Source organism: Agathobaculum massiliense (genome assembly GCF_900291975.1).
Lineage (GTDB): Bacteria > Bacillota > Clostridia > Oscillospirales > Butyricicoccaceae > Agathobaculum > Agathobaculum ammoniilyticum.
Window position 1 is genome coordinate 2,796,988 of record NZ_OMPN01000001.1, and the last position, 14,916, is coordinate 2,811,903.

At 53.0% G+C, this 14,916-nt stretch carries 9 protein-coding genes; 3 read left to right on the plus strand and 6 right to left on the minus strand.

What is annotated here, in order from left to right:
- Window positions 1-35 precede the first annotated feature (35 nt).
- A complete protein-coding gene (locus DBQ51_RS14225) occupies window positions 36-737 on the minus strand; it encodes a cell division ATP-binding protein FtsE (RefSeq protein ID WP_107631886.1) in 702 nt (233 codons plus the stop codon).
- A gap of 104 nt (window positions 738-841) precedes the next feature.
- On the opposite strand from DBQ51_RS14225, the gene DBQ51_RS14230 reads away from it, so the two are divergent.
- Window positions 842-1,726: a C39 family peptidase gene (locus tag DBQ51_RS14230; protein ID WP_054327109.1), complete on the plus strand. Its 885-nt coding sequence runs from the start codon at window positions 842-844 to the stop codon at window positions 1,724-1,726.
- Here the strand turns inward: DBQ51_RS14230 and DBQ51_RS14235 are convergent.
- The 3 genes from DBQ51_RS14235 to fliD are packed head-to-tail and all read right to left on the minus strand — an operon-like array spanning window position 1,723 to window position 5,037.
- Window positions 1,723-2,094, minus strand: a complete 372-nt coding sequence (locus tag DBQ51_RS14235) for a hypothetical protein (protein WP_107631887.1) — start codon at window positions 2,092-2,094, stop codon at window positions 1,723-1,725. The two genes, DBQ51_RS14230 and DBQ51_RS14235, sit on opposite strands and share 4 nt — an antisense overlap.
- On the minus strand, window positions 2,091-2,462 hold the full coding sequence (locus DBQ51_RS14240) for a flagellar export chaperone FliS (RefSeq protein ID WP_054327111.1): 372 nt from the start codon (window positions 2,460-2,462) through the stop codon (window positions 2,091-2,093). The genes DBQ51_RS14235 and DBQ51_RS14240 overlap by 4 nt, the downstream gene beginning before the upstream one ends.
- Window positions 2,463-2,481: 19 nt before the next feature.
- The gene (gene fliD / locus DBQ51_RS14245) at window positions 2,482-5,037 is read right to left on the minus strand and encodes a flagellar filament capping protein FliD (RefSeq protein ID WP_107631888.1); all 2,556 of its coding nucleotides are present in this window, start codon (window positions 5,035-5,037) and stop codon (window positions 2,482-2,484) included.
- A 151-nt stretch (window positions 5,038-5,188) separates the two neighbouring features.
- Between fliD and DBQ51_RS14250 the strand changes: the two genes are divergently transcribed.
- Both DBQ51_RS14250 and DBQ51_RS14255 read left to right on the plus strand, forming a co-directional pair.
- Window positions 5,189-5,959, plus strand: coding sequence for a ParA family protein (locus tag DBQ51_RS14250; protein ID WP_054327113.1), 771 nt, complete (start codon window positions 5,189-5,191; stop codon window positions 5,957-5,959).
- 20 nt (window positions 5,960-5,979) lie between these two features.
- A complete protein-coding gene (locus DBQ51_RS14255; protein WP_107631889.1) occupies window positions 5,980-6,768 on the plus strand; it encodes a late competence development ComFB family protein in 789 nt (262 codons plus the stop codon).
- Between the two features lie 73 nt (window positions 6,769-6,841).
- Here DBQ51_RS14255 and DBQ51_RS14260 read toward each other — a convergent pair whose 3' ends face one another.
- Complete coding sequence (locus DBQ51_RS14260; protein WP_159068197.1) at window positions 6,842-9,919, minus strand: EAL domain-containing protein; 3,078 nt, start codon at window positions 9,917-9,919, stop codon at window positions 6,842-6,844.
- Between the two features lie 129 nt (window positions 9,920-10,048).
- Window positions 10,049-14,890, minus strand: a complete 4,842-nt coding sequence (locus tag DBQ51_RS14265) for an S-layer homology domain-containing protein (RefSeq protein WP_107631891.1) — start codon at window positions 14,888-14,890, stop codon at window positions 10,049-10,051.
- Between the last annotated feature and the right edge of the window lie 26 nt (window positions 14,891-14,916).

Below are 14,916 nucleotides of genomic sequence, written 5' to 3' on the forward strand. Positions count from 1 at the left end.
TGAGTTTTGAAAATGAATTTATAAAAAACGGCAGCTTAACGCAACTCGCCGTATTTTCCTTTTTCGACGTCCCCTGCAATCCGGCCGGAAACCAGCGTAACAACGCGCCGGCACATGATATTGACAAAGTTTTTAGCATGGGTCGCCATAATGATGGTTGTACCGCGGCGGTTGATCTCGTTTAAAATGTTCATGATATCCCAGCCGGTATCGTCATCCAGATTTGCGGTGATCTCATCCAGGAGCAGGATATGAGGATTGCAGATGATGGCTCGCGCAAGCTCGACCAGCTTTATCTGCCCGCCGGACAGCATGTATGGATAGGAGTCCGCCATAGTGCGCATACCAACAATGGAGAGGGCTTTGAGTGTGTTTTGTGGGATAACCCGATTGGAAACCCCCATGGCCCGCTGGACGATTTCAAGGTTTTCCCCGATCGTTTTTTTACGAATGAGGGCTGGTTCCTGCCACACCTGCCCAATCCGGCGGCGGTACAATGGACGCCGCCACTGTGGTATACGGTTGATCTGCTGCCCTTCCACCCATATGGCGCCCTCCTCCGGAGTGATGTGGTTTGCAAGCAGGCGGAGAAGCGTTGTTTTTCCCGCACCGCTGCTGCCAATCAGAAAAACAAAGTCTCCTGCTTCGATCGAAAGCGAAAGTTCGTCGATTGCAGCAAAACGGCGCTTTTCATTCATAAAATATTTGCTTACATGGTCAAATTCGATCTGGGGCACGCGTTGTTCCTCCGGAAAAATACAAAATGGTGGTCAAGAATGGACAAAAACGGGTTTATCTGCTATGATATCAAAAACAGGCTGACGATAAGGAGGTGAGCGGCGTGAAAAAAGTAAAAAAGCACAAGATCAGAAATACGGTTACCGTACTCCTCCTCATGGTATGCTGCATTGGTGGTGCGGAGCTTGCAGTCGCCTACTGGCTGGATCGGCCGGTTTTTGACAAGCTCACAAAGCCGGTGATACAGAAAGCGGAACAACTTTGGCAGCGCGGCGGTGAGGTGATTGCCGCCGGCCGGTTTTGGCTGACTGATAAATTCGCACAGCCTGCCCTTATGGAGCAGGAAACGGTAGACCCGCAGAAAGCCAGCGAGCCCATGCTGTCAGACGGCGGGGAGGCGATCACAGATCCATCTGTCACAGAGCTGACAATAAAGGATGGGCAGGAACTTCTGACCGGCGGTTCCATTTCCGTTGCGTACTTTGCACAAAGCGATTCGGCGTGGAAGGATAAAAGCTATGGAAACGATCCGATCGGCAGCTATGGATGCGGCCCCACGGTTATGGCAATGGCTGTGCAAAGCATGACCGGAACGAAAACTGATCCGGAAAAAATGGCGGCGTGGTGCGCTGTACATGGTTATTGGGCACCCCAAAGCGGTTCTTACCATTCTATCGTGCAGGGGGTAGCAGATGCCTTCGGATTGGAATGTGATCCGGCAGGGACGCTTAGTGCGGACGAGCTTCGCCTTCAGCTTTCCGGTGGCCGCATTGCGGTGGCGCTGATGAAAGCCGGACATTTTACAAGCGGTGGACATTTTATCCTGCTGCGCGGTACAACAGTGGAGGGGAAGATCCTTGTAGCTGACCCCAACAGCCGCGCGCGCAGTCTGGCTGCGTGGGATGCCCAGACCATCATAGACGAACTGAGCGACAGCCGCAGCGCAGGAGCGCCGCTGTGGTTCCTGTCAAAATCAGTGCAGGATTAGCCGCGTGTGGAGAGACCCTGTTCGAGCCGCTGGTTGAGTGGAAGGAGCCGATCCAGCAACTGGCGGTTTTGCGCCATCTGCCGCGCGAGCAGTTGACCCTCTTCATCTTCAGGCAGGCCCCCGTCCAGAAGGGCCTGCCATTTTTGCTGCATATCGTCGGATAGGCTCGCACACAAGGTGTGTATGGCCTGATCTGAGGCTTGAAGTCGCAGAATCGACTCTTGACGCATGGTGAGCAGAAGTCCGAAAGAGGTGCGGTCTCCGCGGTCCAGCGATTCGCCGAGCTGTACGGTGAGATCAAGCGTTTCGCTTAAAGCGGTATACCTGCGGCGGAGCTGGGTCAGGAGCTGTTGGGCCTGTGCGTTCATACGCCGCCTTCTTTCTGAGCGGCGCGGAACGTATCGCGCAGGTCGGTCAGCCGCGGCTTTACCTCTGCCAGGATTCTGGTGTTGCGCCCGATCTTTACGCGGGTCAACTCATATGTGAAAAAATCATACAGGCGATGCAGGTCGTGGCTGATGGGATACTGTGGGTCAAGCGTATCGTCCAGATATTCGAGGATTTCGATACAGCGCGTGATGGATGCCTCGAAAAGCGTATAATCCTGCTTGCCTATGGCAAGCTCGGCGCGCGTAAGGCGCTTGACCAATTCGTCATAGAGCAGCAACAGCAGCTCGCCGCGTGTCATCGTATTGACAGACTGCGCCTTATACTGTTCGTAGCCATGCATATCCATAGGCTTTTCATCCTTCCGGTCAATAGCCGCTCCCACCTAAGCTGGCAAGGTAGGAGCTCTGGGAATTCATCTGGCTGATCAGAACCTCCAGCCTGCTGAACTTCGCGGTGTAGGTATCGATCTGATCATTCAATTTATCGGTAAGTGTGTCAATCATATCGGTGATATCCTCGAGCTGGTTCTGGATCGTATTGTTCAGCAGGGAGAGGGGGGAATACTGAGAGCCTGCCTTTTCGATCAGGATGCCCTTGGTCGCGCCGGTGGTACCGGCATATTTGTCAAGCTGAACTTTCAGGCGGGAAATAGCGCCGCCCGAGGAGGTGTCATCCACCCAAGTGGTTGTACCGTCTGCGTTGGTAACCTGCTTTTGCTCCATCGGGTCGGAAAACGCGCTTGCCACGGCATCCGGATCGGTTTCAAGGATGGAACGCAGTTTGGTTTCGTCGAGTGTGATTTTGCCCTTATCTGAATAGTTTGTGGAAACATTGATACCGATTTTGGACAAATCAGAGCCGGAAAAGAGAAAGCGCAGACTGCTGGAGAGCGAACCAAGGTCGCTGTCATTGAACAGCAGGCCCTGCTTGGCCTTTGTCTCAAAGGCTTCAATCTCCTTATCGCTCATATCCGCCTTCTGATCTTCTGTAAGCGGCTCGTAGCTCTTATTGTAATCGGGCTGGGTGGAATACTGCTCATTGATCTCCGAGAGGACCTTGTTGTAATCCTCGACAAAGCTCTTGATTGCGTCGACAATCTTATCGCTGTCCACCTTTGCGCTGAACGAAACACCGGAATCATTTTCCGCAGCCGCGTCAAAGGTGCCGCTGGCGGTAACGGTAAAGCCGTCTATGTTGAAAGCATTAGTGCCGCTGGTCAGCTCCCGTTCCACACCGTTAATAAGCGCGGTCATTTTTGCATCCTGTCCCTGAATACGGGTGGAGGAAGCGCTGTCGACATACTGCCCCTGTTTGTCCAAACGCTGGATTTTTGCGGTGCTGCCATCATCACTGTATTCGACGGTGCCAAATAAACGGGCGGCAAGATTATCCGCCCCATCCGAGGTGGTTTTGCTAATGGAAACGCGGCCGCCGGTACCACCGTGCGTGGAGGAAAATACAAACTGGTTAGAGGTTTTGGAATAACTGAGCTTGACGCCGGCCTCGGGCTTGCTGTTGATTGCGCTGGTCAACGTACTGATGCTGTCGTTTGCGCTGAATTCCCCGATCTTTACACCGTTGATTTCAAAGGAATACAGGGCGTTTCCACTTTCATCGGTCTTGATTTTCCCATCAGGGCCGGTAATAGCAGTCATACCCTTAATGATGGTGATTTTCTTTCCGTCCTGCTCTATCGAATCGGTACCATACAGGTCGCCCAGAGTTTTGCTCGTATTGACACGGTTGGATGCGCCTCGGTCGATACCGAAAATGCCGCCCTTGCCAACCACATGGAGCGTGCCGGAGTCGATAGAAAGCGTATCGCTGTCACCCTTAACAGAGAAAGAGGGCTGGAACGTGCCATCTGAGGCGGTGTTGGAAACCGTAACCCTACCGTAGCCGAACGCCTGATCCAGCTGCGTTTGCAGATAGTTTTGCATAGCGGAATTGGGGTCAGAGGACTCGAAGATTGCCTTGTATTCTGCAGAATCCTTTTCCGGCATCGTGATTGTTGCCGTGGTGCCATTGAAAGTAAATTTCATGGAAGAACCGGCTAAAACCTCACCGGCGGGTTTGCTGGTGGCCAGATCCGTCGCTTCCACTGCAGAGGAGGATTCGATTTTATCGGTTGCCGTCAGCTTGCTTCCGCTGGACAGATGCAACGCTGTCAGCACTTCCTGAGAGGAACTGCCCAGCAGCTCGAGGGTGTTGGTTTCGCTGGAGTTGGTAAACTGGAACGAAATTTTTCCATCGACGACCTCGGCCTTGACCTTGCTGTCCATTTTTATACTGGTGCCATCGCTAAGCGAGACAGAGGCGTTTGAAAGCTGCCGGTTAATTTCATCAGCGACATCTTCAACGCTTTTGTATTCACGATCGCTGTCAAATGTAATGGAAAAGGATTTGTTGCCATATTTAAAGGATAACTGCTTTCCGGCCAGATTACTTACGTTCACATCACCTTTCAAGTCCACGCCCTTGGAGGCGTCAATGCTTTGGGTGTTGTCAATACCACTCAAGCCGGAAAAGGTGATGGTTTCTGATTTTGCAAGCTGGCTGACACGCTGGATCACAATATCGCTTGTTGTATTGCCGGAAGCTGAAATTAAGTCCTTATATTTACCGGCTGTAGTGATAATACTCGGCTTGAAGAAATTCGCACTCATCAGATTGGTTGAGGAGGTGTACGAGGTATATTTGGTGGAAAGCTGCACCAATTGATCGCTGATACTGCGGTACGCTTCCTGCTTCCACAGCAGCTTTTGCTGTTTCTGTTGCTGCGCTGTGATTTTGTTTTTTGTGCCCATGACCATGTTTTCGATCATGGCTTCAGTATCCATGCCGCTGGCAAGTCCGCTCAGCACATTGCGGCTGCCATAAAGGCTGGAGGCGCTGCTGCCGCCTACACTGCTTACTGCCATAAAAACACTCCTTTCCCCATGATACGGGGTGATAATACAGTGAACAGGATCATGCAGAAAAAAATAAAAATCCCTATATTTTTATCTCGACGTATAGTATACTAAAATTAAGGGCGGAAAGCTTTTTTTTAAAGACAAAGGAGTGATTTTATTGGCGGAGATAATTGCGGTCACCAATCAGAAGGGCGGCGTTGGCAAAACAACGACCGCCGCAGCGCTGATTGCTACACTGGCGGAAAAGGGGAAGAAAGTTCTTGGCGTCGATCTGGACCCGCAGGGCAATCTCGGCTTCAGCCTCGGTATAGATATTGATAATGTACATACCCTGTATGAGGTGTTTAAAAAACAGATACCGGTCGAGCAGGCGTTATGTGCTACGGAGTATGGGGACATGCTCGCGGCAAATATCCTGTTGTCCGGTGTGGAATTGGAGTGCAACAAGCCAGGGCGGGAGTACCTGCTCAAGACCGAGCTGTCCGCGCTGTCGGCGGATTACGACTATATCATTATTGATACGCCGCCTGCACTGAACCTGTTGACAGTGAATGCTTATGTGACAGCGGACAAGCTGATCATCCCGATGGCACCTGAGATTCTCAGCCTGCTTGGCGTAACCCAGATCAAGGAAACAATCGAAACGGTGAGGCAATACTATAACCCGCGTCTGAAGGTCATCGGTATTCTGCTCAATAAATTCAATGCACGGCTCAACCTGAACAGGGATGTGCTGGATCTGTCACGGCAGATCGCAGAGCAGCTTGATACCAAGGTGTTTGAAACAAAAATAAGGCAGGGTGTGCTTGTAGCGGAATCACCCGCACATGGGAAAAGTGTTGTGACCTATGCGCCGCACTCCAAGCCTGCAATGGATTTTGTTGCGCTTGTTGAAGAAATACTGCAGGAAGGCTCGGTGGAGCAGTAACGTGGGAAAGGGGAAAAAACATGGCGGAAAAGCGCAGCAGTAAAACGGCGCGCGTGCTGAACCTGATCACGCAGCAGGGGGGTGAAACGCCGGAGCAAAACACAGAGGAGGTACGGCAGCCGGCTGACGTAACGCAGGAAGAGAAAAAAGCGGTGAAGCGCAAGGCCGCAAGGAAAGCTACGGTCCCTCGCAAGCCGGCTGTACAGAAGAAAATAGAGGACCAGGATGAGCCGGATCAGCAAGCGTCAGCTGTGCCGGAGCGCATGGCACAATCCGCACCGCTGCCGGTTGTCCCTATCGTGCAGACCACAAAGGATCGGGAAAAGGCATTGTCGGACGAGATACGCACAGGTCTGTTACAGGCGCTGGAAGCAGAGGTGAACGCAATACCGGCGCAAACAGCGGAGGAGGAGGCGCCTCCGGATGAAAAAGCAGTCGACAATATGCCGTCAACGGAACCGGAACCAGCGGAGCAGAAAAAGATATGCTTTCCATCACAAGGCGCAAAGGAAGAACAGGCCTTTGTAACACCGCATGGGGAAAAGGATGTCCAATACATTAACGTTCTGCAGGAGCTGGTGGAGGAGGAAGCAGCATACTATGTAGAACATATGCTGCAATGCCGCTGTGCTCGCTGTGTTGCAGATATGAAAGCGCTGGCATTGACAAACCTGCCCTCCAAATATGTTGTGTTGGACAGCAAAAGGCGGAATGCGATGATGAGTCTGTATGCGGCGCGGTATGATAAGCTCCTGTCCGTCCAGATGATGCGCGCATGTGTGCTTGTGAATGAGAACCCCCATCATTAGAAAGCAGGGAAAGGTGCTACAAAAAGGGGCCGCAGCATAGCTGCGGCCCCTTTTTACTGTCGGCGGATAGCGGTTAATGGCTGATTGTGCCCTCTGGCGTCTCGAGCAGACGACCGAGCGCGTCCAAATCCAGCGGCCGGTAGAAATAAAAACCCTGGATGAAATCACAACCGGTCTGTCGGATCAAGTTGAATTCGTCCTCGGTCTCCACACCTTCGACACAGACTTGTTTGCCAAAACGGTGGCAGGAATAGATAATGCTTGCGATAAAGTCCAGCTTCTGCTTGGAGGAGGTGATCCCGTGGATCAGCGTTTGATCCAATTTGATCAGGTCGGCCGGATGCTGTAGAAGCAGGGAAAGGTTGGAATAAGCTGTGCCAAAGTCGTCCAGAACAAAGGAAATGCCTATTTCCTTGCACTGCCGGATAAAGGCTTCCAGTCGCTCCGGCGCACTGTCATGATGGGTTTCCGTAAGCTCTATCAGTAGGTTGTGGGCTGGGATATGGAACTGTTGAAGCGTCTGCCGGATATGAGGGAACAAGCCGTCATCCAGAAGCTGAAGGTAGCTGATGTTGATGGAAAAGCGAAAGTCCGGCCGAAGGGAAAGAATATGCTGTGCCGCACGCGCGGTCTGGGTGATGACCCATTTGCCGACAGGAACAATCACACCCTGCTGTTCCAGTGTGGCGATGCACTGGGAAAGCGAAACATTTTGCCCATGCATGCTCCAGCGGAGCAGGACCTCGCCGCCGAATATCTGTTGCGTAGCGGCTTCAACCTGCGGCTGGACAACGATATGGAAGCCTTCAAAGCCGTGGTTGACACTGTAATTGAGGGTAAAACCGAGACTGCTTTGTTCTCTCCGATTTTGTATCATATGGGGAGAAAATTTCAGATAATCCAGCGAGGGGAAGCCAGCCGAAACATTTGCGACCACGATGGCGTTGTCAATCAGCTCCTGCGCGGTGGCCCCGTCCTCAGGGTAATGCAGCACGCCTGCCGCGCAGGGATACATCATATGGATTCCGTATTTGGCACAGGCATCCAGCATGATATTGCGTATCCGCTGGACCGGAAGCGCAGGCTTCAGGTTTTTATGGGAGAAAGCGAGGAAATGGTTGTCACTCAGGCGAAAAAAACGGAAGAACGTACCCATCTGTATTTCCAACTGGCAGCCAATCTCACGCAGGACAGCGTCTCCCGTTTCGCGGCCGAAAGCAAGGTTGATATCGGCAAGCGGCTGGAACGCAAAGCTGAGCAGGAGCAGGGGGGAGCGGGAAACGCTGCAGATAGCAGACAGCTCCTCTTCTGCCGAGGACAAATTGAGAAGCCCAGTGGTCGAATCAACGGCGTCTTCGTTTTTCAGGCAGACCATGCTACCGGAAAAGAAGAGCGGGCGGGCCATTTCCGCGTCCCACTTCATAATGCCGCGGCAATGGATCCACAGCAACTGCCCCGCCTTGTTGTAAATACGGTAGCGGATCGTATGGATCTTGCGTTTCTTTTCAATCATATCCTGCAAATCGGCTATATGAAGCGCCTGATCCGGCTTATAAATCCGCTGCTCCAACAGGTCGACAAAATTATACACAAGATTGTCTGTAAAATTGAATTCGTCTTTCAGGTTATCGGAAATAAAATAGACATTTTTCTGCATATCACCACAATAGAGGTAAAAGGTGGTATCTGCCATGGCGACGGACTGGAAAAAGACCTCGGGATCAAAAAAATAGTTGCTCAGGAAGTTTTGGAACGCGGTTTCCCTGGAGGAGAAGCAGGCAGGCGGCATAGCACTGCCGCGCAGCGTGGAATGGCGCGTCTGGCCGGTTGCGAGGTCGATGCGGCTGTAGTATTTCCGCTTATCCTGATACATCAGATCGTCCGCTTTCTGTATCAGGGTGCGGATATCCTGGCTGGTATCCGCTGTCCACAGGCTGCCGATAGACAGCTCGCAATTGCTTTCAGCCAAGAACACCCGCAACTGGGCGACGCTTTGTTCAAAGTCCGGCTGCGGCGTATTATCGCATAAGACCAGGAATTCATCACCGCCCATACGGTAGACCGGCTGGGTGGGGAACGCTTTCTGCAGAATATGAAAAATACGTACAATCAGTTCGTCGCCGCTGTTATGACCGAGCAGATCGTTAATGCTTTTCAGTCCGATCAGGTCGCAGTAGACGAGGCCGATTGAATGCAGTGGACATTCCCTGCGGATATGGTCTTTTAGTGCGCGGCGATTCAGGGCACCGGTCATCTGGTCGTACATGCTGGAGTTCTTGAAATAATGCAGCAGATCTCGCCGCTGCATGGTCGTGGTGATGAAAGGGGACAGCACCTTGCAGATATCGGAAAGATAGCGGAGTTGTTGCGGCGGTGCGTTGTCCAGACGCAGGTAGCCGCTGATGCGGCCCTCCAGCAACAGTGGAACAAGGAGAAGGGACTGATCACCCCCAGCGGAAGCTTGGTCACAGAAAACGGGAAGATGCCTTTGCAGCTCTTGACCACTGGAAAGAACCAGAGGCTCGGTGCTGTCACGACCGGGATACTGTTGTGAGAGGTACTGCTCCAAATCAAAAGGGAGTATCTTAGTACCCGCAGAGGAGGGAGGCCAGCAGTAAGTGCTCTGAAATCGGTGTTCGGCCGGTACGCGTTCGTAAATGGAAAGCTGCAGACCGGCCTGCTGCTGTCCAATATACTGCAGCATCAGGTTCAGGGATTCATCCGGCTCATCCGAGGCCGCGAAAGCAAAAATCAGGCACTCATTTACGAACGCTTCGTAATGAACGAACGAATTGAAGCGATAGGTCTCCAGCTCGCTTCTGTCCATATTGATGGCCAGCGTGACATGATAACGGCAGCCGCTGTATTCGATCAGGCTGTCCTTGATGCGGAACGTATGTGCGGTGACGGGATTACGGTATACCCATTCGGCGGCCCCGCTTTCCAAAAGCGCCCTGCATGTACAGAACGTACAGGGCTCGTGTGCATGCTGCATGACCTCGTAGCAGGGATGCCCCTTATAGTCCGCTTCTGAAGGAAAGCCATACAGCTCCCGTGCATGACGGTTGAGGTAGACCAGCTCGTGCGTATCGATATCGCTGACATAGACAAGGTCGCTGAAATGCTCGAAGTATTCCCAGGGAGCCTGCATAGCTACCCCCTCCTTTATACACGGAAAAACTAATATATATAACATATCGGCAGAGCTTGGCATTGTGTTAAGAGACCGCGAGCGGGGTAAAACAAAAAGGAAGCCGAAAGGCTTCCTTTTTGCTGTGTATTATGGGTCTGTTTCCGAGGTGGTTCCATCAGAAAGAACGAATTCCACCTTGTTGGCGCCGTCTTCTTCAATGGGGTTCCCGTCAGAATCCCTTTTATATTGCAGGGTAAAGGTGATGGAACCGTCGGTTCGCATGTAGCCGGACTTATTGGAGAAGTAGCCGCCATTCCCTTTTCCGTCTGTCGGCGTGATCGTGAAGGAGTCGCCTACAACAAAGTTATTGAACTTGACGCCCAATGAACGGGTGGGGTTCAGGTTCGACAGCTTCACATATTCTACGGAATCAGGGAAAAGGTCACTGTTTTTACCGACTGTGGGAATGTAGGCCTCCGGTGTACTCATACTGTCATCGAATACATAAAGCTCGGTGTCGAAGTTGATGGTAACTGTTCCGTTATACCAATGCTTATTGTTGCTGTAGGTGGAGGTCGTGTTCATTGATTTTACCAGTGGGCCGCTGCGGTTCACCTTCTGTATATTTTTTACCACGCGGAACACGGGCAGGCCGCCCAGCTCATTCTTTGCAGCGACGATGAACAGATATTTTGTCGGTTCGTTTTGCAGCTGATCTTTGTCGATCACGGTTTCGGTGCCGCTGAAATTCCGCTCCGCGCCGTTTTGGTCAGGTGCGGGGGAGGCGTCGCTGCCGCCCTGCATGATTTCCCACAAGGCTTCCTTGAAAGCGGTGGAGTCTTTATAGCCGCCAATTGACGTATCAGAGGACCACTTGTCGAACGCATCGCTCTCCATCATTTCCAGAGCAGTTTTGCCATTGATTTGGGTTGAAAACAGGGGCGGATAGCCGCTCTGTGTTGCCTGCGGATAGAGAAGCCAATGCACTTCCGCTTCGACGCTGGTTTGTCCGGCAGCGGGCTTGATGGAAAAGGTTGCCTGACCATCACCGGTGGAATTGGCGGTCAGCACAGGCGGAACCACATCGCTGGTGTTGAATTTGTAGCACCAAACAGGGGAGGGATCCTTATACGAGCCTTTCAGAACAAAATAGATATAGTACTCCTGATTGGGCTGGAGGTCCTCAACGGTAAAGCTGCCCTGGCCTGTACCGCCGTAACGAACCTTGCCGGTTTGATACCCATTGGCCGGGGTGTAATTGGATGGGCTCATGATATTCTGGGTGGTGGGGGTTCTGATACCCTGCTCCTTCCGCTTACCAGGCTCCGGTAATGCAGCCTCGGCGTCGCCGTCGTCCTTAAATTGGCCGATATCTATAATAAGACCAGGATCATCCAGATCAGGCTCCAGACGGTTGACAGGGGCGACAACGTAATATACGTCCGCCTCGCGGTCGAGCATGTAATCGACGCGTGTCAGGGAATCACCGGGAGCCACACGGGGATACCCCTGCATGAACTGGGGCGCGTTCTGGTTGACGCGGCGCACATCAATTGTGAAATCGGATGGGTTGCCGATCGAGGCCAGCTTCTTCTGTTGGATCACATAGCTGTCCCAGAAGGACTGCTCGACGATTCCACCGGAAGTCAGGTTTTGTAGTTCGTTGGGACTGCCTGCAACGCAGTACATATACAGGTTAACGGTCGCATCCCACTTGTTACGATCCCTGTCCAGATTGATGGACGTAAATTCGACTGCGTATTCATATCCCTGGACCAATTGATTGAGCTGCGGATAGTCAGTAGGCTCAAGACCCTCGGCGCGGTTCAGGCTGGCCGCTGTCCACTTTTCATCGGGTGTTTTATTGATGGTGAATTCTACCGGCGTGCCGACCGTATCCGTTACGATTTCCCAAGCGGGCTTTTCAGCTGAAAGGTCACGGCGGTACAGCTTGAACGAAATCGTGGTATCCGAGGCGATCAGCAGGTCGTATTTTGTTCCATCGGGTACATTTTCTGTGGAATTGGCATAGGGGACCATGGAGAACGAAGCTTCAATGCCGGCGGGATTAAAACCGTCGACATCCGCGGCGGTATACTGCAATTTATTAAAGTCCACCTGCGCATCCAGGACACGGAATTCCTGGGACTTGGTGTTGGCCGGCAGGACATTGTTAGAGGAATCCGTGATGTTGTTCAGTACAAACTGGTAGGTCGCGCCGCTCTGCAGCTTCAGTGCAGCGTTGGCAAAGGTGACCTCGGTCTGCCCTTCCTCGTTCAGCTTGACCGTTATATTCTGACGTCCGTCTGGACCGAGCTCAAGCTCCTGCTTGCGCTGGTCGGTGGGATTATCCATGTTGTTGAATGTAAACATTCCCCGGATAATATCTACCCACTTGATCGGGGTCTGGTCTTTATCGCCGGCAAGCGTAAAGTCGTTTTTGCCGGAGGCAAACATTTCGGACAGGGACATTTGTGTCTCGCGGCTGTAAATGTCCTCGCTGAATACAAGGGTGACGTCGGTATTGGCCAGCGGGATGCCCTCGTCATTGGCCTGAGAGAAGCGCAGCTCAACCAGCTCCGGCGCGCTGCTGTCCAGCGTTTTCGCGTTCAGGATAGTCGCGATTTCAGACAGATTGCCCGCCGTATCCTCAGCGACAAAGTAGATATCGTAGGCGGTTTCCGCGTCAAGGCCGCTCATGTTGAAGGAAGCGACCGCGTCCTGCTTCGCGTTGAACGAGCCGCTTTTGAGCGCATACATGCCACCCTTAATCTGTAGCTTTTTGTCGAGCGCCTGCGCCTCCTCGTCCAGATCGGGGTTAGACTGCGGATAATTTTCCGTACCGTGCTTTACGATTGCCCAGTACACCTTACCGTCTTCATTGATCATGGATTCGCCGGTCAGCGCCTTGGCGTCGATTTTACTGATTCGGGGATAGTTGGTGCGGAATACAGGGGGCGTGCGGTCGGCGGTTTTTACCGATATTTTTTTGACCGCCGAATCGTTAACGGTATCGGTCAGGAAGAAGTATGCGTCATACTCGGTTACCTCGGCAAGCGCGTCCCTGGCGTACTTATCCTTGTTGCCCATCAGGATGTTGTCTTCCTCGCTGCGGATCAGCTTGCCCTTTCCAGAGGAGATGGCGCCGCTGAGCGAGCCATCCTTAAAATCATTTGCGGTGGGGGCGGGCATCCCCTTTTTGTAGATGGCCCAGTAAAGAGTGCAGGTTTTTGTTGCCGCTACGTCAAAGGTAACATAGGTGTCCTCAATCGTACTGGTTCTGGGATAGCCGGAGGCAAAATTGGGCTTGCTGTTGTCTGGCGTGGTAAAATACACACTCTTGACCGTGCTGCGGTCGTCGCGTGCGTCCACCAGTACAGCAGAAAGGACATAGGAGGCCCCAGGCTGCAGGCCGGTGATTTTCTGTGAAAGCGCATCGTTTGCATCCTTGACGGACAGGTTACCGCTTTTTACAATTTTCCCCCCATAGGAAGGCGGCTTGATCAGGTCGTTGGCATCAAAAGCACCGTCGCCGCTCAGGCGGACAGCCCAGTACAGCGTGCCGGGCTTGTTCGTCATAAAGGAGGCCTCGGCCTGGTTGGGGGCAACATCTGACAGACGGGGATAGCCGCTCAGGATGCGCGGCTTGTCTGACATTTGATCCGCCAGTGTGCTGTCCATGGTGATGCCGTCGATATTGGCGGTGATGCCGGGACGGATGATGATGACATCGGGCAGCATTTCCACCGTACAGCCCGGTGCATTGACGTACAGGGTGCCGATGTCGCCCTTGCCGGTTACAGTAGTTCCGGTATCCAGGTTCAGCTGCTCCACAACAGCGCCCTGTGCGATCGTTACTTTGGAGTCGACCGCGTTTTCATCCACGGTCAGCTTTTCCACAGTGCCGCTGCCAACATTGATGGTCGATTTGGGCGACATGGTCACGACCTCATGCATATTTCCGGCCAGATCGAGCTGCGTACCCTCCTCGCCGTCCACCTCGACATAATCAAAGCCGTGGCGGCCGGTCGATTTTCCCTCCAGATAAGTATTGGTTCGGATGTAGACCCTGTCGATATCTGTGTTGCCAACCGTTCGGATTGTGACATACTGGTTAGTCGGGCTGTCGACGATCATTTCAGGGGCGGTGCAGTTTTTCAGGATGATGCTCGCGTCGCCCTTATTGCTTTCACCTGCGCCGCTGGCGATGATCTGCCCGTAAACTGTGACATTGTTGAGCGTGACATAGCCAAGGCCTACGCCAGGGGTGATATAAAGATCGCCGGTGACGGTCATGTTTTCCAGTGTTACACCGGAGGTGGAAACCATCAGATTGCCGGAAACGCTGTTGGAATAAGTACCGGCGGACTGGATCGGCGTGCCGATGACGCGGACCAGCATGGTGGCAACCTCGCCGCGTGTGATGCGGTCGAGCGGCCGGAACGTTCCTTCAGGGTCGCCGGTCAGAATACCCTTTTCAGCTGCGGCCTTAATATAGCCGCGGCTCCAGCTGCTGGCCTTGCGGCTGTCGGTAAACGACAGATCCTCGCCGGACTGCGGCTGCAGCATCAGGTTGCGGCAGAGCATGGTCGCGGCCTCCTCGCGGGTCAGCGTGTCGTCCGGCGAGGCTGTGGAATTGGAAGTGCCTTTAAAATAACCGGCGGTATAGGCAATGCTGATATCGTCATAAAACCAGTCGCCTGTTCGTACGTCGCGGAACGGCTGCGCGCCGGTTTTATGATAGCCGAACGTGCGGTTCAGCATGCTGGCAAATTCAGCGCGCGTAATAGCGCGGCCAGGTTCCAGATTGCCGTTCTGGTCGCCGCGCATAATATTCCAGGATACCAGCCTGCTCAGGTAGGCATCCTCCCACGCGGCCTGTGCGGACGGTACGGTTAACGGCAGCATGCCGAACAGGAGGGCTGTGCATAAGGACAGCGCGCACACCCGTTTGGCGCTGTGGATCACATGTGATAGGAAATGACTCATTTGCGTTAACACCTCTGCGTTTGATA

Bases quoted from the DNA above. Each gene is read 5' to 3' on its own strand.
- DBQ51_RS14235 (WP_107631887.1), bottom strand. From the start codon at position 2,094: ATGAACGCACAGGCCCAACAGCTCCTGACCCAGCTCCGCCGCAGGTAT.
- DBQ51_RS14240 (WP_054327111.1), bottom strand. From the start codon at position 2,462: ATGGATATGCATGGCTACGAACAGTATAAGGCGCAGTCTGTCAATACG.
- fliD (WP_107631888.1), bottom strand. From the start codon at position 5,037: ATGGCAGTAAGCAGTGTAGGCGGCAGCAGCGCCTCCAGCCTTTATGGC.
- DBQ51_RS14255 (WP_107631889.1), top strand. From the start codon at position 5,980: ATGGCGGAAAAGCGCAGCAGTAAAACGGCGCGCGTGCTGAACCTGATC.
- DBQ51_RS14260 (WP_159068197.1), bottom strand. From the start codon at position 9,919: ATGCAGGCTCCCTGGGAATACTTCGAGCATTTCAGCGACCTTGTCTAT.
- DBQ51_RS14265 (WP_107631891.1), bottom strand. From the start codon at position 14,890: ATGAGTCATTTCCTATCACATGTGATCCACAGCGCCAAACGGGTGTGC.